This window comes from Pseudomonas sp. SWRI50 (genome assembly GCF_014269095.1).
In the GTDB taxonomy this organism is placed as follows: domain Bacteria; phylum Pseudomonadota; class Gammaproteobacteria; order Pseudomonadales; family Pseudomonadaceae; genus Aquipseudomonas; species Aquipseudomonas kermanshahensis.
The window spans coordinates 76,585-99,884 of the sequence record NZ_JABWRW010000015.1 but is presented as its reverse complement, the minus strand read 5'-3'; the positions used below and the strand labels follow the sequence as shown (position 1 = coordinate 99,884).

General features: G+C 61.8%; 19 protein-coding genes and 1 tRNA gene. 18 read left to right on the top strand and 2 right to left on the bottom strand.

What is annotated here, in order from left to right:
• Positions 1-2: 2 nt before the first annotated feature.
• Positions 3-1,028, bottom strand: a complete 1,026-nt coding sequence (gene tsaD / locus HU750_RS16990; RefSeq protein WP_027594375.1) for a tRNA (adenosine(37)-N6)-threonylcarbamoyltransferase complex transferase subunit TsaD — start codon at positions 1,026-1,028, stop codon at positions 3-5.
• A gap of 204 nt (positions 1,029-1,232) precedes the next feature.
• On the opposite strand from tsaD, the gene rpsU reads away from it, so the two are divergent.
• The 5 genes from rpsU (at position 1,233) to HU750_RS16965 (ending at position 9,626) form a co-directional block, all read left to right on the top strand.
• Positions 1,233-1,448 carry a 30S ribosomal protein S21 gene (gene rpsU, locus HU750_RS16985; RefSeq protein WP_003255575.1) on the top strand — a complete coding sequence of 72 codons (216 nt, stop codon included), beginning with the start codon at positions 1,233-1,235 and terminating at the stop codon, positions 1,446-1,448.
• Positions 1,449-1,760: 312 nt separating this feature from the next.
• Positions 1,761-3,743 (top strand): DNA primase, encoded by a 1,983-nt coding sequence (gene dnaG / locus HU750_RS16980; protein WP_186681346.1) that lies wholly within the window; start codon positions 1,761-1,763, stop codon positions 3,741-3,743.
• A 67-nt stretch (positions 3,744-3,810) separates the two neighbouring features.
• Complete coding sequence (gene rpoD, locus HU750_RS16975) at positions 3,811-5,658, top strand: RNA polymerase sigma factor RpoD (protein ID WP_085274068.1); 1,848 nt, start codon at positions 3,811-3,813, stop codon at positions 5,656-5,658.
• Positions 5,659-5,789: 131 nt separating this feature from the next.
• Positions 5,790-9,533 carry a bifunctional diguanylate cyclase/phosphodiesterase gene (locus HU750_RS16970; protein ID WP_099452713.1) on the top strand — a complete coding sequence of 1,248 codons (3,744 nt, stop codon included), beginning with the start codon at positions 5,790-5,792 and terminating at the stop codon, positions 9,531-9,533.
• 16 nt (positions 9,534-9,549) lie between these two features.
• A tRNA-Ile gene (locus HU750_RS16965) sits at positions 9,550-9,626 on the top strand.
• Positions 9,627-9,689: 63 nt separating this feature from the next.
• Here HU750_RS16965 and HU750_RS16960 read toward each other — a convergent pair.
• Positions 9,690-10,247, bottom strand: a complete 558-nt coding sequence (locus tag HU750_RS16960; protein ID WP_186681344.1) for an LbetaH domain-containing protein — start codon at positions 10,245-10,247, stop codon at positions 9,690-9,692.
• Between the two features lie 114 nt (positions 10,248-10,361).
• Between HU750_RS16960 and HU750_RS16955 the strand changes: the two genes are divergently transcribed.
• From HU750_RS16955 to HU750_RS16895, 13 genes are all read left to right on the top strand, one after another.
• A complete protein-coding gene (locus HU750_RS16955; protein ID WP_027594369.1) occupies positions 10,362-10,823 on the top strand; it encodes an Lrp/AsnC family transcriptional regulator in 462 nt (153 codons plus the stop codon).
• A 193-nt stretch (positions 10,824-11,016) separates the two neighbouring features.
• Complete coding sequence (locus HU750_RS16950; protein WP_186681342.1) at positions 11,017-11,379, top strand: type II toxin-antitoxin system RelE/ParE family toxin; 363 nt, start codon at positions 11,017-11,019, stop codon at positions 11,377-11,379.
• Positions 11,357-11,671 carry a type II toxin-antitoxin system RelB family anti-toxin transcriptional regulator gene (gene relB / locus HU750_RS16945; RefSeq protein WP_027594367.1) on the top strand — a complete coding sequence of 105 codons (315 nt, stop codon included), beginning with the start codon at positions 11,357-11,359 and terminating at the stop codon, positions 11,669-11,671. The genes HU750_RS16950 and relB overlap by 23 nt, the downstream gene beginning before the upstream one ends.
• Positions 11,672-11,833: 162 nt before the next feature.
• Positions 11,834-13,516 carry a flavin monoamine oxidase family protein gene (locus HU750_RS16940; protein ID WP_027594366.1) on the top strand — a complete coding sequence of 561 codons (1,683 nt, stop codon included), beginning with the start codon at positions 11,834-11,836 and terminating at the stop codon, positions 13,514-13,516.
• A 14-nt stretch (positions 13,517-13,530) separates the two neighbouring features.
• Complete coding sequence (locus HU750_RS16935) at positions 13,531-14,325, top strand: carbon-nitrogen hydrolase family protein (RefSeq protein ID WP_186681340.1); 795 nt, start codon at positions 13,531-13,533, stop codon at positions 14,323-14,325.
• A 240-nt stretch (positions 14,326-14,565) separates the two neighbouring features.
• Complete coding sequence (gene pqqF, locus HU750_RS16930; RefSeq protein WP_186681338.1) at positions 14,566-16,845, top strand: pyrroloquinoline quinone biosynthesis protein PqqF; 2,280 nt, start codon at positions 14,566-14,568, stop codon at positions 16,843-16,845.
• Positions 16,846-17,014: 169 nt separating this feature from the next.
• Complete coding sequence (gene pqqA, locus HU750_RS16925) at positions 17,015-17,086, top strand: pyrroloquinoline quinone precursor peptide PqqA (protein WP_003243383.1); 72 nt, start codon at positions 17,015-17,017, stop codon at positions 17,084-17,086.
• A 78-nt stretch (positions 17,087-17,164) separates the two neighbouring features.
• Positions 17,165-18,076, top strand: coding sequence for a pyrroloquinoline quinone biosynthesis protein PqqB (pqqB, locus tag HU750_RS16920; RefSeq protein ID WP_027594363.1), 912 nt, complete (start codon positions 17,165-17,167; stop codon positions 18,074-18,076).
• Positions 18,077-18,085: 9 nt separating this feature from the next.
• Positions 18,086-18,841: a pyrroloquinoline-quinone synthase PqqC gene (pqqC, locus tag HU750_RS16915; RefSeq protein WP_027594362.1), complete on the top strand. Its 756-nt coding sequence runs from the start codon at positions 18,086-18,088 to the stop codon at positions 18,839-18,841.
• Positions 18,838-19,113 (top strand): pyrroloquinoline quinone biosynthesis peptide chaperone PqqD, encoded by a 276-nt coding sequence (pqqD, locus tag HU750_RS16910; RefSeq protein ID WP_027594361.1) that lies wholly within the window; start codon positions 18,838-18,840, stop codon positions 19,111-19,113. Before pqqC ends, pqqD begins: the two co-directional genes overlap by 4 nt.
• Positions 19,085-20,245, top strand: coding sequence for a pyrroloquinoline quinone biosynthesis protein PqqE (pqqE, locus tag HU750_RS16905; RefSeq protein WP_186681335.1), 1,161 nt, complete (start codon positions 19,085-19,087; stop codon positions 20,243-20,245). Before pqqD ends, pqqE begins: the two co-directional genes overlap by 29 nt.
• A complete protein-coding gene (locus tag HU750_RS16900) occupies positions 20,211-22,037 on the top strand; it encodes a S9 family peptidase (protein WP_186681333.1) in 1,827 nt (608 codons plus the stop codon). Before pqqE ends, HU750_RS16900 begins: the two co-directional genes overlap by 35 nt.
• Positions 22,038-22,226: 189 nt before the next feature.
• Positions 22,227-23,156, top strand: coding sequence for an RHS repeat-associated core domain-containing protein (locus HU750_RS16895; RefSeq protein ID WP_186681331.1), 930 nt, complete (start codon positions 22,227-22,229; stop codon positions 23,154-23,156).
• Positions 23,157-23,300: the final 144 nt, after the last annotated feature.

The following is a 23,300-nucleotide window of genomic DNA, read 5'->3' as shown; positions in this document are numbered from 1 at the left end:
TTTCAGACCGGCGGCAACTGCTCCATCGGCCAGCGCGCCTGCACGCTGATCGCCAGGTCCTGCTGCTGCCCGGCCAACAGGCGCTGGCAGCCGGCATAGGCGATCATCGCGCCGTTGTCGGTGCAGAACTGCGGGCGCGCGTAGTACACGTTGCCCTTCATGCCACCCAGCATTTCCTCGAGCGAGGCACGCAAGGCCTTGTTGGCGCTGACACCACCGGCAATCACCAGCCGCTTCAGGCCCGTCTGCTTCAGGGCCCGCTTGCACTTGATGGTCAAAGTCTCCACCACCGCCTGCTGGAATGCCAGCGACACGTCGCAACGGGTTTGCTCACCGTCGTCGCCAGCATCACGGCACTGCTGCCAGGTATTCAGGGCGAACGTCTTGAGGCCACTGAAGCTGAATTCCAGCCCCGGGCGATCGGTCATCGGCCGTGGGAAAACAAACCGCCCTGGCACGCCCTGCTCGGCCAGCCGGGCGATTTCCGGGCCGCCGGGGTAGTTCAGGCCGATCAGCTTGGCGGTCTTGTCGAACGCCTCACCGGCTGCGTCGTCCAGGCTTTCGCCCAACAGCTCGTACTGGCCGATGCCATCGACCCTGACCAACTGGGTATGGCCACCCGACACCAACAAAGCGACGAACGGAAACTCGGGCGGGTTTTCTTCCAGCATGGGCGCCAGAAGATGGCCTTCCATGTGGTGCACGCCAATGGCCGGGATGTCCCAGGCAAACGCCAGGGCCTGAGCGCAGGACGCGCCGACCAGCAGTGCGCCGACCAGCCCAGGACCCGCGGTGTAGGCGATGGCATCGATCTCGGTGGCCACGCAGCCAGCCTCGTCCAATACCTGGCGAATCAACGGCAGCATGCGCTTGACGTGATCGCGTGAGGCAAGCTCCGGTACCACACCGCCGAACACGCGGTGCAGGTCGATCTGGCTGAACAGCGCGTCGGCCAACAAACCGCGTTCGCTGTCATATAATGCGACGCCAGTTTCGTCGCAGGATGTTTCCAATCCCAGTACTAGCATGGGCTCGTCCCTTGTGGGGGCTGAATTCGAAGCCGCGCATGATAGTCGCCGTGTCGGGTGCCGACCAGCGGTTTTCGATCAGAGGCTTTGCATTCCGGCCAGCTAAGGGTTAACATCCGCAACCCTTGAAAACCGACGTTCTCCAGCACACCTTTGTTTTGCCAGGAGCACGTCTACCCCGGTAATGAATTAAGGTAGCCCTGGATGCCAGCCGTCAAAGTTAAAGAGAACGAACCCTTCGACGTAGCTCTGCGTCGTTTCAAGCGCTCCTGCGAAAAAGCCGGTGTACTGGCTGAAGTTCGTAGCCGCGAGTTTTACGAGAAGCCGACCGCCGAGCGTAAGCGTAAAGCAGCTGCTGCTGTTAAGCGCCACGCCAAGAAAGTTCAGCGCGAACAGCGCCGCGCCGTTCGTCTGTACTAATACAGACGTTCTACGCAAAGCTTCTGCCCTGCCCGGCTCACCGCCGGGCCGATGGCAGCGGTTGCTTCACAACTGCTTCAAACTTGGGCAGCTAGCTCAAGGCCTTTTACGCACTCGCTTCATGCGAACTGCATGGGGGCAACCTGCCTGAAACGTCAGAGCTGGTCATTGACCAGATCGTGCACGTCCTGTCTGACGAGCCTTCATTGGCTGGCGACGAGCACATACTTCCCTCGCACTTCCCCTTGCAGCATTCGCCCCAACCGGCGCGTGAGCGATTAGACTTGCCAGTTGCCAGATGACGAGACTGCCATGGCCGGGCTGATTCCCCAGAGTTTCATTGACGACCTTATCAACCGCCTCGACATTGTCGACGTGGTGAGTTCGCGCGTCCAGCTGAAAAAAACCGGCAAAAACTACTCGGCCTGCTGCCCGTTCCACAAGGAAAAGACCCCGTCCTTCACGGTCAGCCCCGACAAGCAGTTCTATTACTGCTTCGGTTGCGGCGCCGGTGGCAACGCCCTCGGCTTCGTCATGGACCACGACAACCTGGACTTCCCCCAGGCCGTCGAGGAACTGGCCCGCGCCGCTGGCATGGAAGTGCCCCGCGAAGAAGGCCGTCGCGCACAAAAGCCGCGCCAGCCAACCGATTCACCGCTGTATCCGCTACTGGAAGCCGCTACCGAATTCTACCGCCAGGCACTGCGCAACCACCCCACCCGCAAAGCGGCGGTGGACTACCTCAAAGGCCGCGGCCTGTCTGGGGAGATTGCCCGGGACTTCGGCCTGGGCTTCGCGCCACCTGGCTGGGACAACCTGCTCAAGCACTTGGGCGCCGACACCCTGCAGCAAAAGGTCATGATCGATGCCGGCCTGCTGATCGAGAACGCCGAAACCGGCAAACGCTATGACCGCTTCCGCGACCGCGTGATGTTCCCGATCCGCGACAGCCGTGGCCGCGTGATCGCCTTCGGCGGCCGCGTACTGGGTGACGACAAACCCAAGTACCTCAACTCCCCGGAAACCCCGGTTTTTCATAAAGGCCAGGAACTCTACGGGCTTTACGAGGCGCGCAAGCACAACCGCAACCTCGACGAAATCATCGTCGTCGAAGGCTACATGGACGTCATCGCACTGGCCCAGCAGGGCCTGCGCAACGCCGTCGCCACCCTCGGTACCGCCACCAGCGAAGAGCACCTCAAGCGCCTGTTCCGCGTGGTGCCCAGCGTGCTGTTCTGTTTCGACGGCGACCAGGCCGGGCGCAAGGCGGCCTGGCGCGCGCTGGAGTCGACCCTGTCGGCCCTGCAGGACGGCCGCCGCGCACGCTTTCTGTTCCTGCCCGAAGGCGAAGACCCGGACAGCCTGGTGCGCGCCGAAGGCACCGACGCCTTCATGGCACGTATCAACCAGCATGCCCAACCCCTGGCAGATTACTTTTTCGAGCAACTGAGCGCCGAAGCTGACCCGCGCTCGCTAGAAGGCAAGGCGCATTTGGCGACCCTGGCTGCACCGTTGATCGAAAAAATCCCTGGCGCCAACTTGCGTCAGTTGATGCGTAACCGCCTGAAGGAAATCACCGGCCTCGACCCTCAGCAAGTCGAGCAACTGGCCCAACAACCGGCAGCCAGTAGCAGCGTCCCGGACTACGATCCGGGCTATGACTACGATGCCATGGCCAGCTACACGCCAGACTACGGCGACATGCCGCAGCACGACTACGCGCCGGCGCAGCAAGAGCAACAATGGAAGCCGAACAAGGCGGGCGGCAAGAAGCCGTGGAGCGACAAGCCCTGGGACAAAAACCGCAAAGGCGGCAAGCCCTGGCAGCAACGCGACGAGGCCCCACCGCGCACCCCGGCACCCGTGGAGCCCCCGACCCTGGCGGCCTTGCGCACGTTGCTGCACCACCCATTACTGGCCGGCAAGGTGGAAGATGCCAGCCACTTCGCCGACGAAGAGCACCTGTACAGCCAGTTGCTGGTGGCATTGATCGAAGCCGCTCAGAAGAATCCTGGGCTAAGCTCAATGCAGTTGATCGCACGTTGGCACGGCACTGAACAGGGCCGTTTGCTGCGGGCGCTGGCCGAGAAGGAATGGCTGATCGTAGCCGACAACCTTGAACAACAGTTTTTCGACACTATAACTAGCTTGTCCGCCCGCCAACGCGAGCGCAGCCTGGAACATCTGCTCAGGAAAGCACGTCAAAGCGAGTTGAGCAGTGAGGAAAAATCGCAGCTTCTCGCCCTGCTTAGCAGGAATGTTCCCGCACAAACGCCGACCTCATCTGGCGCGTGAGGCCCATGCTCGGGTATAATCCTCGGCTTGTTTTTTGCCCGCCAAGACCTTCAGTGGATAGGGTGTTATGTCCGGAAAAGCGCAACAGCAGTCTCGTATCAAAGAGTTGATCACCCGCGGTCGTGAGCAGGGCTACCTGACTTACGCGGAGGTCAACGACCACCTGCCTGAGGATATTTCAGATCCTGAACAGGTGGAAGACATCATCCGCATGATCAACGACATGGGGATCAACGTATTCGAGAGTGCTCCGGATGCGGATGCCCTTCTGTTGGCGGAAGCCGACACCGACGAAGCCGCGGCCGAAGAAGCCGCTGCTGCGTTGGCGGCAGTTGAAACCGATATCGGCCGCACGACCGACCCAGTGCGCATGTACATGCGTGAAATGGGTACTGTCGAGCTGCTGACCCGCGAAGGCGAGATCGAAATCGCCAAGCGTATCGAGGAAGGCATCCGTGAAGTCATGGGCGCCATCGCTCACTTCCCGGGTACTGTCGACTACATTCTCAGCGAATACGACCGCGTCACCACCGAAGGTGGCCGTTTGTCCGATGTGCTCAGCGGTTATATCGACCCTGATGACAACATCGCTGCCCCGACCGAAGAAGTGCCTGTTCCAGGTGCCAAGGTTGCGGCTGCCAAGGAAGAAACGGACGACGAAGAAGAAAGCGAAGAGAGCGACGATGAGGAAGAGGCCGAAAGTGGCCCGGACCCAGTCGTTGCCGCTCAGCGTTTCGGTGCGGTTTCCGATCAGCTTGCCGTCACCCTCAAGGTGCTGAAAAAGCATGGCCGTAGCCATGCCGAGAGCATCGGCGCCATGCAGGCGCTGGCCGATCTGTTCATGCCGATCAAGCTGGTACCCAAGCAGTTCGAGGTACTGGTCGAGCGCGTGCGTGATGCACTGAGCCGCCTGCGTCAGCAAGAACGCGCCATCATGCAACTGTGCGTCCGTGACGCTCGCATGCCGCGTGCCGACTTCCTGCGCATGTTCCCAAGCAACGAAACCGACCAGACCTGGAGCGGTGACCTGGCCAAGCGTAACACCAAGTGGGCTGCTGCCCTGGGTGAAAAAGACGCTGCCATCGTCGCCTGCCAACAGAAGCTGATCGACCTTGAGACCGAGACTGGCCTGACCGTCGCGGAGATCAAGGAAATCAACCGTCGCATGTCGATCGGTGAAGCCAAGGCCCGCCGCGCCAAGAAAGAAATGGTCGAGGCGAACCTGCGTCTGGTGATCTCCATCGCCAAGAAGTACACCAACCGTGGCCTGCAGTTCCTCGATCTGATCCAGGAAGGCAACATCGGCTTGATGAAAGCGGTGGACAAGTTCGAATACCGTCGCGGCTACAAGTTCTCGACCTATGCCACCTGGTGGATTCGCCAGGCGATCACCCGTTCGATCGCCGACCAGGCCCGCACCATCCGTATTCCGGTGCACATGATCGAGACGATCAACAAGCTCAACCGTATTTCCCGCCAGATGCTGCAGGAAATGGGCCGTGAACCGACCCCGGAAGAGCTGGGCGAGCGCATGGAAATGCCTGAGGACAAGATCCGCAAGGTACTGAAGATCGCCAAAGAGCCGATCTCCATGGAAACCCCAATTGGTGACGACGAAGATTCGCACCTGGGCGACTTCATCGAGGACTCGACCATGCAGTCCCCGATCGACGTGGCCACGGTCGAAAGCCTCAAGGAAGCCACCCGTGACGTGCTCTCGGGCCTGACCGCCCGCGAAGCCAAAGTGCTGCGTATGCGCTTCGGCATCGACATGAACACCGACCACACCCTCGAAGAGGTAGGTAAGCAGTTTGACGTGACCCGTGAACGGATCCGTCAGATCGAAGCGAAGGCGTTGCGCAAATTGCGCCACCCAACGCGCAGCGAGCATCTGCGTTCCTTCCTCGACGAGTGATGACAAACCCCGGCCCAGGCCGGGGTTTTTCTTTTGTGGCCAAAGCGGCGACACAATGCCTGATTTCTGCCCCACATCCCCCTGAATGCCCGTCTACACTCGACGTCAGACACTCTGATAGCGAGGCCGCTATGCCCCTGATGCCGGCCATTCTGTTGCTGCTCCTTATCCTGTGGACCACAACGGCCGGCGCCCTAACCCTGACAGACGAGGAAAAAGCCTGGCTGGCTGCCCACCCGCAGTTAAGCCTGGGCGTAGACGCCTCTTGGCCACCGTTCGAGTTTCGCGACCAGGAGGGCCGGTACCAGGGATTGGCCGCCGACTACATCGACACGATCCAGGAACGCCTGGGCGTGACGCTAAAACCGGTCGAGCCCAAGAGCTGGACCGAGGTATTGGCGCAGGCGCGCAATAACCAGCTCGACCTGCTACCCGGCATCATGTCGACTCCCGAGCGCCAGGGTTACCTGGCCTTTACGCGCCCCTACCTCGACTTCCCGATTGTTATCCTGGCCCACAAAGGCGGCGCGCAACCCCGCTCATTGAAGGATCTGTACGGCCTGAAGATCGCTGTGGTCGAAAACTACGCCCCGCACGAACTGCTGCGCACCCACCACCCCGACCTGAACCTGGTGGCCATGCCCAACGTCAGTTCGACCCTGCAGGCACTGGCCACAGACGAAGTCGACGCCGTGGTCGGCGACCTCGCCTCGAGTATCTGGAGCCTTCGCCAGCTCAAGCTCGACGGCCTCTATGTCAGTGGCGAAACGCCCTACCGCTACCAACTGGCCATGGCCGCACCACGGGACAACAAAGTTCTGGTGGGCATTCTCGACAAAGTCATGGCCGACATGAGCAGCGCCGAGATCAACCGTATTCAACAGCGCTGGGTCGGTAACGTGGTGGACCAGCGCCTGTTCTGGTCCGACATGCTGGTGTATGGCCTGCCTGCGGTGCTGTTGCTGGTGGCGGTTCTTGCCGTGGTGATCCGCATCAACCGCAGGCTTAGCTCGGAAATTTCCCGGCGCATCGCCCTCGAACAAGAGCTGCGAAGCAGCGAGTATCACTACCGCGGCCTGGTCGAGAGCCTGTCGGCCATCGCCTGGGAAGCCGACGCCAACGATTTCACCTACAACTATGTCTCGCCCCATGCCGAGGACCTGCTCGGCTACCCGTTGCATGACTGGCTCAAGCCCGGCTTCTGGCGCAGCATCCTGCACCCGGAGGACGCGCTCTGGGCCCAGGCTTATTGCGACAGTGAAACCGCAGCCGGCCGCGATCACAGCCTCGACTACCGGGTCATCCGCGCCGATGGCCAGCCCCTATGGATTCGCAACATCGTCAGCATGATCGAGCATGGCCACCGGCCGGTAATGCGCGGGCTGATGATCGACATCAGCGAGACCAAACGCACCGAAGACGCCCTGCGCCTGTCGGAGCAGAAGTTCGCCTCGGTGTTCCAGCAGTGCCCGGACATCCTGCTGATCGCCCGCCACAGCGACGGCTGCCTGCTGGAGGTCAACGAAGCCTTCGAAGAGCAGATCGGCCTCACCCCAGGTCAAGTGATCGGCCGCACCGCCACCGAGCTGAACCTGTGGGCCGTCGCCGGCACCGGGCCGCGGCTGCTCGAACGCCTGCACCAAGGCGGCATCCGCAACCTGGAAATGAGCTTCCGCCGCAGCAATGGCCAGTTGTTCACAGGCCTGACCTCGGCAGAAACATTCGAGCTCGATGGCACGCCGGCGCTGGTCGTGGCCGTGCGCGACATCAGCCAGCTCAAAGAAACCCAGGAGCAACTGCAAACTTCGGAAGAGAAGTTCGCCAAGGCATTCCACGCATCGCCCGACGGCCTGCTGCTGTCGCGCCAGAGCGACGGGCTGCTGATTGAAGTCAACGAAGGCTTCTGCCGCCTCACCGGCTACGACCTGAACCCGACCATCGACCAGACCTCCCTTGACCTGGGCATCTGGGTGGACCTCAACGAGCGCAAGCGGCTGGTCGACCAGCTCAAGCGTGATGGCTTCGTACGTGACTTCAGCTGCCACATCCGCCGCAGCGACGGGCAGATCCGCCTGTGCGAATTGTCCGCCCGGCCCCTGCCGATTGGCGGTGTCGACTGCATGCTGACCATTGCCCGCGACATCACCGAGCGCCACCTCATGCAGGAAAAACTGCAGCTGGCCGCCACCGTGTTCGAAAACACCGCCGAGGGCGTTATGATCACCGACATCGACCAGCGCATCAGCGCGGTCAACCGCGCCTTCAGCGAAATTACCGGCTACGGCGAGATCGAGGCGCTCGGCCAAACCCCGCGCCTGCTTGCCTCCGGCCAGCACGACAGCGCCTTCTATGCCGCCATGTGGCATCAACTGACCGACGAGGGGCACTGGCAGGGCGAGATCTACAACAAACGCAAGAATGGCGAGCTGTACCCCAGTTGGCTGACCATCAGCGCGGTGCGCAACAGCGAGTACGAGATCACCCATTTCGTCGCCGTGTTCGCCGACATTTCCAGCCTCAAGCACGCCCAGGCCAAGCTGGATTACCAGGCTCACCACGACCCGCTCACCGGCCTGCCCAACCGTGCCCTGTTCGAGAATCGCCTGCAGGCCGTACTCACCTGTGCCCAAGTCTCGAACCGCCAGGGCGCGGTGTTGTTCCTCGACCTCGACCGCTTCAAGCACATCAACGACAGCCTGGGCCACCCGGTCGGCGACCTGTTGCTCAAAGGCATCGCCCAACGCCTGAAAGAACAGGTGCGCGACGTCGACACCGTGGCGCGCCTGGGCGGTGACGAGTTCATCATTCTGTTGCCCGGCCTGCACAGGCCCAGCGACGCCAACAGCATCGCCGGCAAACTGCTGGCTTGCTTCAGCGCGCCCTTCCAGGCCGGCGAGCACGAGTTTTTCACCAGCGCCAGCATCGGTATCAGCCTTTATCCACAGGACGGCAGCGACGTCTCCACACTGATCCGCAATGCCGACGCCGCCATGTACCGCTCCAAAGCCAAAGGCCGCAACCGCGTAGAAGCCTACACCCGCGACCTCACCGCCCAGGCCAGCGAGCGCATCGCCCTCGAACATGAGCTGCGCCGCGCCGTCGAACGCAACGAAATGAGCCTGTGCTTCCAGCCCAAGCTCAGCCTCAAAACCCAGAGCCTGGTCGGCGCCGAAGCGCTAATCCGCTGGAGCCACCCGACCTTTGGCGAAGTGCCGCCAGAGCACTTCATTCACCTGGCGGAAGAGAACGGCACCATTCTGCAGCTCGGTGACTGGGTGCTTGAAAAGGCGTGCCAGCAGATGCACATCTGGAAGATGCACTACGAAGACTTTGGCCCACTGTCGATCAACCTGGCCGGCGCCCAACTGCGCCACCCCCACCTGGCACGGCGCATCGAACAGTTGTTAAAGACCTACCAGCTCAAGGCCGGCGACCTGCAGTTGGAGATCACCGAGAACTTCATCATGAGCCAGGCAGAAGAAGCCCTGGCCGTGCTGCACCAGTTGAAAAAACTGGGCGTGCAGCTGGCCATCGACGACTTCGGCACGGGTTATTCGTCCCTCAGCTACCTTAAACGCCTGCCGTTGGACATCCTCAAGATCGACAAGTCGTTCATCCGCGGCCTACCTGACGACCCCCACGACGCCGCTATCGCCAGGGCGATCATTGCCCTGGGCCGCAGCATGCAGTTCACGATCATTGCCGAAGGTGTGGAGAACCAGGCCCAGCAGCGCTTCCTGGCAGCCGAGGGCTGTGAACAGATCCAAGGCTACATCGTCAGCCTGCCCTTACCCCCGGAGGAGTTCGCCGCGACGTTTCTTCGTATAGCACTATCCGATCTTTCGGATGGCACCCTTTCAAAACCCTCGTTATAATCCGGCCACTTACTGAGGGCCTATAGCTCAGTTGGTTAGAGCAGAGGACTCATAATCCTTTGGTCCACGGTTCGAGTCCGTGTGGGCCCACCAAATACGACAAAGCCGCGCAATCGCGCGGCTTTTTTGTGCCTGTTGTTCAGCGCAACAAAATATTCAGTAGCTCGCCCGAGGCTGAATCTCTACCTGCCGCGTATTGTAAAACGTGTTTCCCGCCGGAATGTCCCGCATCACCAGCGACATGGCACCAATCACCACGTTATCGCCAATGCTGATCCGGTCCGCCACGATGCAGCTGTTGGCGCCCATGCTGACGTTATCGCCAATGCGCAACGCATACGCCTCCAGCCCTAGGGTCTTGATGCCGATCGAGCAATTCTGCCGGATGAAAAAGTTACGCCCGATGCTCACGTGGCGGGTAATCACCACGCCAGGCAGGTGGGCGATGCGCAGCCCGGGGGCGATTTGGGCGCCGATGTCGATGTCCACGGCGTACTTCAGATTGAGCCGTTGCTGCATGCGCGCGGCATGACGCTGGGCCAGGCCGCCTCGTGCGTCGAGGTACTGGGCCAGGCGGAAGGCAAAGAGAAAGCGCAGCTTGTTGTCCTTGCAGGCGCGGCGCAGCACGTTGAACAGCAGGCTGATGCGGCGGCCGGGCTTTTTCTTGTTGGAGACTTCCAGTCGCCAGCATTCGAGCAGGTTTGCGAAGTTCACGGCGTGGGTCCAGTACGGTCGGCCTGCCATGATGCCGAAAGAAAGCCAATGACGCAGCCTTGCCCTGGTTGCCATTGGCTGGCTAGGCTAGCGGGCCCACTGTAGAGACTTGCCATGTCGGATGCCCGCCCCATTACGCTGGATGAAATCGACCGCCAGCTGATCGCCCTGCTGCAAATCAATGCCCGCGAAAGCGTTGCCACCCTCGCCCGCCTGCTGGGTATCGCGCGCACCACGGTCAACTCACGCCTGGAGCGGCTGGAGAAGAACAAGGTGATCTCAGGCTACGGTGTGCGCTTGGGCCAACACGTGATGGGCGGTGGCTTGCAGGCGTATGTCGGGATCAAGGTGCAGCCCCGTTCCGGCAAGGAGGTGGTGCGGCGTCTGAGTGCCATGGGGCAGGTGCAGCAACTGTGCGCGGTGAGTGGCGAGTTCGATTATGTGGCTTGGCTGCGGACCGATTCGCCGGAGCAGCTGGACCAGTTGCTTGATCAGATCGGCAGTGTCGACGGGGTGGAGAAGACCACCACGTCGATCATTTTGAGCAGCAAGGTGGACCGAGGGCAATTGCTTTGAAAGAGAGGCAGTCGATTATGCCTTGCTCTTCGAGTATGCCTTTGAGGCGCAGCAACTCAGGACTCTCTAACCCGTGTCACATGCTGCAATTCACTAGCATCCCAGCACGGCGCCAATGTGTATAGCCTGAAAGGCGGCCCTATTGACGGGCCTGCTCGCCCACCCCAAACTATACGCAGATAACGTACACAAAATGGATGCCATTTTTGTTGAGCTACCGCCGTTCGAACGTCATCGAACCGACTACCTGAGCGACAAGGATTTTCACGCCTTGCAGCAATTTCTGTTGAGGCATCCACTTGCAGGTGATGTCATCAAAGGAACAGGCGGCCTCAGGAAACTCCGGTTTTCTGATACGCAGCGCCACAAAGGCAAGCGAAGCGGCACCCGGATCATTTACTACTATTGGCTCTCTGGCGCACAGTTTTGGCTATTCACCATTTACGGAAAAGACATTCAGGATGATCTGACTGATCTTCAGCGTAAAGCGCTAAAAACTCTGCTCGAACGCGAGTATCTGTCGAGGACAAACCATGCCCCGCAACCTCTTCACTGAGCTCACCGAAGGTCTGCACGCGTTAGCCGAGGAACGCCAAGGCAAAAAGACACTGCGCTCGCACAAGGTCAGCTTCTCCCAACTCCCTCCGCTTGCCCCTAACGAGTTACTAGAGCTGCGGCAGCGGCTGAACATGTCGAGGGCAGTTTTTGCGAACTACCTCAGGACCAATGCCCGGACGCTAGAGAGTTGGGAACAAGGCCGTTCCAAGCCGAATGCACAGGCAGTCACATTGATTCGCCTGGTACAGAGGTTTCCGGAGACCGTGGATCATCTGGCTTCGTTGACCTAATTCGTCGAAATGACTTAAAGCAGCTCGAATACGACGAATCTAATTACATTCAGCCAACACTCTGCATCTTAATTACGAACCCCCCACGCCCTAAAATGACCCCCAGGCATCTCCTATACTCAGGCTCCGCTCTCTGCGCAGCCCCTCTGGCAAGGTCACTTCATGAACAACAAGAACCGCCACCCCGCCGACGGCAAAAAGCCCATCACCATCTTCGGCCCGGACTTCCCCTTCGCCTTCGATGACTGGCTGGAACACCCGGCCGGCCTGGGCAGCATCCCGGCCGAGCGCCAGGGTGAGGAAGTGGCGATTGTCGGGGCCGGGATCGCTGGCCTGGTAGCGGCTTACGAGTTGATGAAGCTGGGCCTCAAGCCTGTCGTCTATGAAGCGTCGAAACTGGGTGGCCGGCTGCGTTCGCAAGCCTTCAACGGCACCGACGGGATCATCGCCGAGTTGGGTGGCATGCGCTTTCCGGTCTCTTCGACGGCCTTCTACCACTATGTGGACAAGTTGGGCCTGGAGACCAAGCCATTCCCCAACCCGCTGACCCCCGCCTCGGGCAGCACGGTGATCGACCTGGAAGGCCAGACCTACTACGCCGAAAAGGCCGCGGACCTGCCCGACCTTTTCCACGAGGTGGCCGACGCCTGGGCCGACGCCCTGGAAAGTGGCGCGCAGTTTGCCGATATCCAGCAGGCGATCCGTGACCGTGATGTACCGCGCCTGAAAGCGCTGTGGAACACGCTGGTGCCCCTGTGGGACGACCGCACGTTCTACGACTTCGTCGCCACCTCGCGCTCCTTCGCCAAGCTGAGCTTCCAGCACCGGGAGGTGTTCGGCCAGGTCGGCTTCGGTACCGGAGGCTGGGACTCGGACTTCCCCAACTCGATGCTGGAAATCTTCCGCGTGGTGATGACCAATTGCGACGACCACCAACACTTGGTCGTGGGCGGCGTCGAGCAGGTGCCGCAAGGCATCTGGCGCCATGTGCCGGAGCGCTGCGCCCATTGGCCGCAAGGCACCAGCCTCAGCTCGCTGCACGGCGGTGCGCCGCGCACCGGGGTCAAGCGCATTGCCCGCGCCGCCGATGGCCAGTTGGCGGTGACCGACAACTGGGGCGACACCCGCCATTACGCCGCCGTGCTTGCAACGTGCCAGACCTGGCTGCTGACCACGCAGATCGACTGCGAAGAGTCGCTGTTCTCGCAGAAGATGTGGATGGCCCTGGACCGTACCCGCTACATGCAATCGTCGAAAACCTTCGTGATGGTCGACCGCCCGTTCTGGAAGGACAAAGACCCGCAAACCGGCCGTGACCTGATGAGCATGACGCTCACCGACCGCCTCACCCGCGGTACCTACCTGTTCGACAACGGCGACGACAAGCCGGGGGTGATCTGCCTGTCCTACGCGTGGATGAGCGATGCCCTAAAGATGCTCCCGCACCCGGTGGAAAAACGCGTGCAACTGGCCCTCGACGCACTGAAGAAAATCTACCCGAAGACCGATATCGCCGGGCACATCATCGGCGACCCGATCACCATCTCGTGGGAGGCCGACCCGCACTTTCTCGGTGCCTTCAAGGGCGCGCTGCCGGGCCATTACCGCTACAACCAGCGCATGTACGCGCACTTCATGCAGCAGGACATGCCCGCCGAACAGCGCGGCATGTTCATCGCCGGCGACGACGTGTCGTGGACGCCGGCGTGGGTGGAAGGCGCGGTGCAGACGTCGCTCAATGCCGTGTGGGGTATCATGAATCACTTCGGTGGCCAGACCCACCCGGACAACCCAGGCCCAGGCGATGTGTTCGATGAAATCGGCCCGATCGCCCTGGCCGACTGAGACAAGGAGGCGCCATGCGTATCGCTCTGTTCCAGGGCGCGCCCAACCCACTGGACGTGCCCGGCAATCTGCAACGGCTGCAGCACCAGGCGCAGCGGGCGGCTGAACGCGGCGCCCAGCTGCTGGTGTGCCCGGAGATGTTCCTCACCGGCTACAACATCGGCCTGGCCCAGGTCGAGCGCCTGGCCGAGGCCAGTGATGGCCCCGCGGCCATGGACGTGGTGGAGATCGCCCAGGCGCATCGCATCGCCATCGCCTATGGCTACCCGGAGCGCAGCGATGATGGCGCGTTCTACAACAGCGTGCAGTTGATCGATGCCCATGGTCGCAGCCTGTGCAACTACCGTAAGACGCACCTGTTCGGTGAGCTGGACCGCTCGATGTTCAGCGCAGGCCCCGACCATTTCCCCGTTGTGGAACTGGAAGGCTGGAAGGTAGGCCTGCTGATCTGCTACGACATCGAGTTTCCGGAGAACGCCCGGCGCCTGGCGCTGGACGGCGCCGAACTGATCCTGGTACCGACGGCGAACATGGCGCCTTACGATTTCATCTGCCAGGTGACGGTGCGAGTGCGGGCGCAGGAGAACCAGTGTTACCTGGTGTATGCCAACTATTGTGGGGCCGAGGGCGACATCCACTATTGCGGCCAGAGCAGCATCATCGGCCCGGATGGCAGCCTGCTGGCCATGGCCGGGCGGGACGAGTGCCAGTTGCTGGCCGAGCTTGCGCGTGAGCAGGTGGTAGAAGGGCGCAAGGCGTTTCCTTACCTGACCGACTTGCGCCAGGAACTGCATGTGCGCGAGGGCTGACAGGGGCCGCGTTGCGGCCCAATCGCCGGCAAGCCGGCTCCCACCCGAACTGTGTAGCCTCAAAGGCTAGCGCCGCACCTGTGGGAGCTGGCTTGCCAGCGATGGGGCCGGCACAACCACCACAAGACAGTTGCTCCCACAATGACAACGCAAACAGGCCCCGTAGGCGCCGGCTTGCCGGCGATTGGGCCAGGCCAGGCAGCACAAATGCGTTAGCATGAACGCCTACCTGGAGCCCCCATGCCTGACGCCACGCAGCACCTCACCCTCGCCAACGGCCTGCAGCTGACTCTGCGCCATGCCCCGCGCCTCAAGCGTGCGGCGGCCGCGTTGCGGGTGCAGGCAGGCAGCCACGATGCCCCGGCAAAATGGCCGGGCATGGCGCATTTTCTCGAACACCTGTTCTTCCTGGGCACAGCACGCTTCCCGTTGGAGGACGGCCTGATGCGGTATGTGCAGGCCCTCGGTGGCCAGGTCAACGCCAGCACCCGTGAGCGCACCACCGACTTTTTCTTCGAGGTCCCCCCCGCGGCTTTAGCCGGCGGGCTGGAGCGCCTGTGCCAGATGCTGGCCGAACCCGACCTTGGCATCGAGCGCCAGCGCCGGGAGCGTGAGGTCATTCATGCCGAGTTCATCGCCTGGTCACGTAACCCGCAGGCTCAGCAGCAATTCGCCCTGCTACAGTCGGTTTCGCCCCAGCATCCGCTGAGCAGTTTTCAGGCGGGCAATCGTTATACCCTCGCCCTGCAAGATCCTGCGTTTCAACGCGCCCTTGGCCTGTTTCACCAACGCTTCTACCAAGGTGGGCAGATCACACTGAGCCTGTGCGGCCCACAACCGCTGGAAGCACTGGAACGCCTGGGTCGGGAATCTGGCAGCCTGTTCCCGGCCGGTAGCCGTGCCACGCAGGCATCGCCGCCGCCACTGCGCAGGGCCGGGCAGCCACTGACGTTCGCCCACGAAAGCCTGCCAGAAGGTGCCGAGCGCGCACTGGGGTTGCTGATCGACCTGCTCGACGACAGCCGACCAGGCGGCTGGCTGAGTGCGCTTCGCCAGCGCGGTTGGCTGCAAGGCTTCGAAGCCGAAACGTTGTATGCGTTCGCCGGGCAGCTGCTCTGGCACATCGACCTGCAGCTCGGGGCTGATGCCTGCAAGGATGAGGCGATCGCATTGCTGCATAGCTGGTTCGGTTTTATCCGTCAGGCCGATCCGCAGCGGCTGAACGCCGCGTTCAGTCAATTGCAGCGCAGCCGTGAGTGGGCCGCCAGCCCGCTGGAGCTGGCACGACGGGACAGCTCAGGCCAGCCCTTCGCCGCACTCGACGAACAAGGCCTGAGCGCGCTGAAGGCACTGCTTGCCAGCCTTCCCAGCAGCGAGCATGGCCAATGGCAGATACCCGCCGCAGACGCTCTGCTGACCGCCGCACCGCCCCCCGCGACCGCGCCGTTACCTAAAGCACTGGCCATCAGCGACATGCTCCCGGCATCACGCCAATACGCCGCCCTTTATCTGCGCTGGCACCTGCCCTCAAGCCTGCGCCATGGCGTGTTCCCAATCCTTTGCCAGGCGCTGCGCCCCTTGCAGGAGCGCGCCGAACGCGCCGGGCTGCACCTACAGTTCAGCGAAGCTGGCGAATATTGGCAGCTACAGTGCGCCGGCCAACCGTCGGCGGTGATGAACGCCGTCACCGAAGCCCTCGCGCTGCTGAACGCGCCCTCACCTGCCGATTGGCACACTCCGCCGCCGCCCGCGCCCGCCCTGATCCCGATCAGAGCCCTGCTCAAGCGACTGCCTGATGCCATGCATACCCACAAGGCCGAACCGCTACCCGCGGGCTCGCTCGAACCGAGGCAGCTTGCGCAGGCGTGGGAACAGGCCCGCTGGCATGGCCTGGCACTGGGCTTTGAAGACACGGGCCCACTCGGCACCGTGCTGACCCACTGCCCCGGGCAAGGCGCCACGGCCACAGCGCCGCCCCAGTGGCAGGCCCGTCGATGGGTAGACGCTGCACTGGCCGGCAGCGAAAACGCAGTGTTGCTGTTCTGCCCAGTGCCCGCTGACCAGCAAGCCATCGGCCGCCTGCTCGCGCAGCTGTTGCAGGGGCCGGTGTATCAACGCCTACGGGTAGAGCTGCAACTGGGCTACGCGGTGTTCAGCGCCTTCCGTCAGATTGAAGGCTGCGCTGGCCTGCTGTTTGGCGTGCAATCGCCCCATGCCACCCCTGCTCAAATTCTCGCTCACCTGCAACCGGTCCTAAGCAAAGGCGTGGTGCTCGACAGCGCAGCACAGCAGGCGCTGGCCGAGCAGTTCGCCGAGCCTGCGATGGCCAATGCCGAGGTGGCCGAATGGGCGTGGCAGACACACCTGGCGACACGACCCGACAGGCTGAATGACCTACAGTGGTCTATCCTCATGGCTCGGCAAGCGGACCTTGATGCGCTACTTGGCAGTCTTCTGGCCCCTCATGCCCCTTGGCTCTGCCTGGCCAACAGCGCAGCGCCAGACCCATCCTGGCACTAGCAAAAACGAGGATTGTTACGTTTACTGCAAGGGCGCTTTTCGAAGAATTAACCTTTCGGTACAAATTTTTCTTGTAAGATAGCGCAATCTCAGTCAAGGGAACCTCCGGCGTACGGCGGTACCCAATAAGTAGCTGACCAACTCAACCCCGTTCGGAAGGAGTCATCCCATGTGGACCAAACCTGCATACACTGATCTGCGTATCGGCTTCGAAGTCACCATGTACTTCGCCAACCGCTAAGCCCTGCTTACGGTTCGACGCCTCGGCCCGCCGGGGCGTTTGTGTTTTTTGGATACGGTTTCCCGGTAGAGAGTGGCCATGTACATCCAGATTCTCGGTTCTGCCGCCGGCGGCGGCTTCCCCCAGTGGAACTGCAACTGCGTCAACTGCAAGGGCTACCGCGACGGTAGCCTGCGGGCCACGGCGCGCACGCAATCGTCCATCGCGCTGTCCGACGATGGCGAGCACTGGGTCTTGTGCAATGCCTCGCCCGACATCCGCGCCCAACTGCAGGCCTTCGCGCCGATGCAGCCGGCCCGCGCCCTGCGCGATACCGGCATCAATGCCATCGTCCTGCTCGACAGCCAGATCGACCACACCACCGGCCTGCTCAGCCTGCGCGAAGGCTGCCCGCACCCGGTGTGGTGCACAGACATGGTCCACCAAGACCTGACCACCGGCTTTCCGCTGTTCAACATGCTCAGCCACTGGAACGGCGGCCTGCAATGGAACCGTATCGAGCTCGAAGGCAGCTTCGTTATCGACGCCTGCCCCAACCTCAGGTTCACGCCCTTCCCCCTGCGCAGCGCCGCGCCCCCCTATTCGCCGCACCGCTTCGACCCGCACCCGGGTGACAACCTGGGCTTGCTGGTCGAAGACACCCGCACCGGTGGCAAGCTGTTCTACGCCCCGGGCCTGGGCCAGGTCGACGACAAGCTGCTGGCGATGATGCACGGCGCCGACTGCCTGCTGGTCGACGGCACCCTGTGGGAAGACGATGAAATGCAGCGCCGTGGTGTCGGCACCCGCACCGGGCGCGAGATGGGCCACCTGGCGCAAAACGGCCCCGGCGGCATGCTCGAGGTGCTCGATGGTTTCCCGCGCCAGCGCAAGGTACTTATCCACATCAACAACACCAACCCAATTCTCGATGAAGACTCGCCAGAACGGGCCGAGGTCCAGCGTCGAGGCGTTGAAGTCGCCTTCGATGGCATGAGCATCGAGCTTTAAGGAGGCCTGATGAGCGACCCGTTGCCGATGTCCCCTGCCGAATTCGAGCAGGCCCTGCGCGCCAAAGGTGCCTACTACCATATTCATCACCCGTATCACGTGGCGATGTACCAGGGCCGCGCCAGCCGCGAGCAGATCCAGGGCTGGGTAGCCAACCGCTTCTACTACCAGGTCAACATCCCGATGAAGGATGCCGCGATCCTGGCCAACTGCCCGGACCGCGAAGTACGCCGTGAGTGGATCCAGCGCCTGCTCGACCATGACGGCGCGCCTGGCGAAGACGGCGGTATTGAGGCCTGGCTGCGCCTTGGCCAGGCCGTGGGCCTGGACCCTGATCAACTGCGCTCCCAGGAGCTGGTACTGCCCGGCGTGCGCTTTGCCGTCGACGCCTACGTCAACTTCGCCCGCCGCGCCAGTTGGCAAGAGGCGGCCAGCAGCTCGCTGACCGAGCTGTTCGCCCCGCAGATCCACCAGTCGCGCCTGGACAGCTGGCCACAGCACTACCCCTGGATCGACCCCGCCGGTTACGAATACTTCCGCACGCGCCTGGGCCAGGCGCGGCGTGATGTCGAGCACGGCCTGGCAATCACCTTGCAGCACTACACCACCCGTGCGGGCCAGGAGCGTATGCTGGAGATCCTGCAGTTCAAGCTGGATATTCTTTGGAGCATGCTCGATGCCATGAGCATGGCCTACGAGCTGAACCGCCCGCCTTATCATTCGGTCACCCAGGAACGGGTCTGGCACAAGGGGATCGCCCTATGAGTTTCGATCGCAAGCAAGTGCCCAACTGGCGCCCCGGCTACCGCTTCCAGTACGAGCCGGCACAGAAAGGCCATGTGTTGCTGTACCCCGAGGGCATGATCAAGCTCAACGAAAGCGCTGCGCTGATCGGTGGCCTGATCGATGGCCAGCGCGACGTCGCGGCAATCATTGCCGAACTTGCGCGGCAGTTCCCCGATGTGCCGGAAGTTGCCGACGACATCGAGCAGTTCATGGAGGTGGCCCGTGGCGAACACTGGATCGTCCTCGCCTGAGTTGCCGGCCACGCCCGAGGTCGGCTTGCCGCTGTGGCTGCTGGCCGAGCTCACCTACCGTTGCCCGCTGCAATGCCCGTACTGCTCCAACCCGCTGGACTTCGCCGCCCAAGGCCAGGAACTGAGCACCGCGCAGTGGTTCAAGGTGATGACCGAAGCGCGAGAAATGGGCGCCGCACAGATTGGTTTCTCCGGCGGCGAACCGCTGGTGCGCCAGGACCTCGCCGAGCTGATCGGTGAGGCCCGTCGGCTGGGCTACTACACCAACCTGATCACCTCCGGCATCGGCCTGACCGAAGCCCGTATCGCCGAATTCAAAAAAGCCGGCCTGGACCATATCCAGATCAGCTTCCAGGCCAGCGACGAGCAGGTGAACAACCTGCTGGCCGGCTCGAAAAAGGCCTTCGCGCAGAAGCTGGAGATGGCCCGTGCCGTGAAGGCCCACGGCTACCCGATGGTGCTCAACTTCGTCACCCATCGGCACAACATCGACAAGATCGACCGCATCATCGAGCTGTGCATCGCCCTCGAAGCTGACTTCGTCGAGCTCGCCACCTGCCAGTTCTATGGCTGGGCGCACCTCAACCGCCTGGGCCTGCTGCCGACCCGCGCGCAGCTAGAGCGCGCCGAGCGCATCACCAACCAATACCGTGACAAGCTCAAGGCCGAGGGCAACCCCTGCAAGCTGATCTTCGTCACCCCGGACTATTACGAAGAGCGCCCCAAGGCCTGCATGAATGGCTGGGGCAGCCTGTTCCTGACCATCACCCCGGACGGCACCGCCTTGCCCTGCCACGGCGCCCGCCAACTGCCGGTGCAGTTCCCCAACGTGCGTGACCACGATCTGCGGCATATCTGGTACGACTCGTTCGGCTTCAACCGTTTCCGCGGTTACCAATGGATGCCTGAGCCCTGCCGCTCCTGCGATGAGAAGGAAAAGGACTTCGGCGGTTGCCGTTGCCAGGCCTTCATGCTCACCGGCGATGCCAGTAACGCCGACCCGGTGTGCGCAAAATCGGCTGACCACGGCATCATCCTCAAGGCCCGCGAGGAGGCAGAAACCGCCCAACTCGCGATTGAAGAGATGACCTTCCGCAATGAACGAAACTCCCGTGTCATCGCTCGCGGCTGAATTCAGCGCAGCCCAGGCCGTTGCTGCAGGCACCGACTTCGCCGAGCTCCAGGTCAGCCCGGCCGGGCTGTTCTGGAACGAATTCCGCCCGGCCGACGGTGCCTGCCGAATCTGGCACTGGCACCAGTACCAAGCCCAGTGCCTGACACCGGATGGCTTCAGTGTGCGCAGCCGGGTGTACGAATACGGCGGCGGCAGTTTCTGTGTCGGCGGTGACGGGCTGGTCTTCGTCAACGAAACGGATCAACAGGTGTATACCCAAGGGCTGGACGGCGAAGTGCCGCGCCCGCTGACCCAGGCAGACGACTGCCGCTACGGCGATGTGCACTGGCATGACGGCCAGGTGCTGGCAGTCGAGGAACACCATGGGCCAACCGTGGAGCATCGCCTGGTTGCCCTGCGCGAAGGCGCCCGCGAGGTGCTGGCTGAAGGTGCCGACTTCTACGCGTCCCCCACTTTGAGCAGCGACGGGCAGCGCCTGGCCTGGGTCGAATGGGACCGCCCGGCGCAACCCTGGACACAGACGCGCCTGTTGTTGCGCGAGCGTGACAGCAGCGGCGCCTGGGGGCCTGCGCGCTGCGTGGCGGGCCTGGACGAATCCCTGCAACAACCGCGTTTCGATGCACAAGGCCGCTTGTATTGCCTGTCGGATCGCAATGGCTTCTGGCAGCCCTGGGGGGAGATCGCCGGGCACTGGCAAGCCCTGCCCGCCGAACCCGCCGACCATGCCGGCGCGCCCTGGCAACTGGGCACCAGCACCTGGCTCGCCTTGGGGCCGCAACGCTATGTAGCCAGTTGGTTCGAGGACGGCTTTGCGCAGTTAGGGCTGATAACCGCAAACCAGCAAGTGGAGCGTTTTGCCAGCGCCTACACCCGCTTTCGCAGCCTGGCGATGGATGCCGGGCAGCTCTATGCCATCGCCGCCTCGCCCGTCAGCCCACCCGCCGTCATTGCCATCGACCTGAGCAATCATGAGGTGCGGGTACTGGCCGGTGGTGCCGAGGTGCTGCCCGCCGAATGCATCAGCAAGCCGCAGGCCATGCGCTACGCCAGCGGCAACGGTATCGCCCATGGTTTCTTCTACCCGGCCATGAACGCCAAAGCGCCCGCGCCCTTGGTGGTGTTTATCCATGGCGGGCCGACCTCGGCGTGCTACCCAGCGCTGGACCCACGCATCCAGTATTGGACCCAGCGCGGCTTCGCCGTCGCCGACCTTAACTACCGCGGCAGCACGGGTTATGGCCGGGCCTATCGCCAGGCGCTGCACCTGCGCTGGGGCGAGAGCGATGTCGAGGATGCCTGCGCGGCGGTTGCGCACCTAGCGGGGCTGGGGCTGATCGACCCGAGCAAGGCCTTCATTCGCGGCGGCAGCGCGGGCGGATACACCACGCTATGTGCCCTGGCGTTCCATGATGTGTTCCGGGCCGGCGCCAGCCTGTACGGCGTCAGTGACCCAGTCGCACTGGGCCGCGCCACGCACAAGTTCGAAGGGGACTACCTGGACTGGTTGATCGGCGACCCGCTGCAGGACGCCGAACGTTATCGCGCACGCACGCCCTTGTTGCATGCAGCGCAGATCAAAGTGCCGGTGATTTTCTTCCAGGGTGAGCTGGATGCGGTGGTGGTGCCAGAGCAGACGCGCCTGATGCTGGACGCCCTGAAGGCAAATGGCATTGCAGCCGAGGGGCACTTCTATGCGGGAGAGCGGCACGGGTTCCGTAATGCACAGAACCTGGCGCATGCGTTGGAAGAGGAATGGGCGTTTTATTGCCGGGTGTTAGAGTCGGCATGAGAGCTGATGTCGTAGGCGCCGCATGGAACACGCTAATGTGGCCAAGGCTGCTCAGCGTTTACGGGTATTGGTAAGCGATGAGGTTTCTTGGGGCTTCTTACGAAGCCCGATCCACCTAGTAATATTGCTAGTCGTGAAACAAGTAGAAATAGGGCACAGTAAACGTACGGCCTTAGCTGAGCTCCGACCATGCGCAAAGACACCGCTATATTTTATAACCAACGCCTGCCAAGTACCCTGTTGCTGGGCGAGGAACGCACTTCCATTGTGCACGCCGGTGATAAACCGCTCATCGAAACCACAACATCAAAGTACACCAACCTCAACACTCAGCTTTTGTTAACCGAACAGTCAAACTCGGTAGTTGCCAGGTTGGGGCCTGTGCACCGCCCCTCCTCCTTCACACCCTACGGTTTCACCCGTACACTTGAATCCAAAGTTCTATTGTATTTTACTGGGCAGTTGCTACAGCCTGCAACTGGGCATTACTTGCTAGGCAGCCGCCGTGGCTTTAACCCAGTGACCATGCGGTTCAACAGTTACGATGATCTGAGCCCCTTCAAGGGAGGGGGTATCAATGGGTATGCTTACTGCAGCGGCGATCCTGTAAACCGCGAAGACCCCTCCGGAACTATATGGGGCTGGATATCGGGAGACAGAGGGAGGAGTACTAGTGGAATTTCTTCCCGAGCGGGAAGACGGCAACAGCAACCCTCATTACAACCCGCCCCCCATGCCAGGGATCCAGCAAGTCGTCCCTCTCAAAACCGTACGCCTCGGCCAGCCAATTCGGACGCACTTCCCACGACGATTGAAAACTATAACAAGTTAATGCATCAGCTGGGAAACATTGATCATGCCGGCGTGGAAAATAGCGTACTTATGTCATACATACCGCCCAAAGAGCTCATAAAAGCGATAATACAACGCCCCTATTACCCACATTATGACACAATGCATCAATTTTATACTCGAACCGATAACTACTTCCTAACAAACCTCAAACACCTAATGGATGAAGACTATGGATTGAGAAGCCGCCAAGCAAGAGAAATAGATGAATCCTGGACAGTACTAGGCTGGACTTCATTTGTGATTAATCAGGTTAGAAATTTCTAAAATTTAGCTTTCTTGCGACCCTCTTTGACGAAGTTCGCCGACAAGACCAGTCAAACTGAAAACAAGCGAGGAACGGTCAAAATTGTGTTGGAATCCACATCTGCACCATGAGCATTCCAAGTCCACTTCAAAGAGAAAAGTATT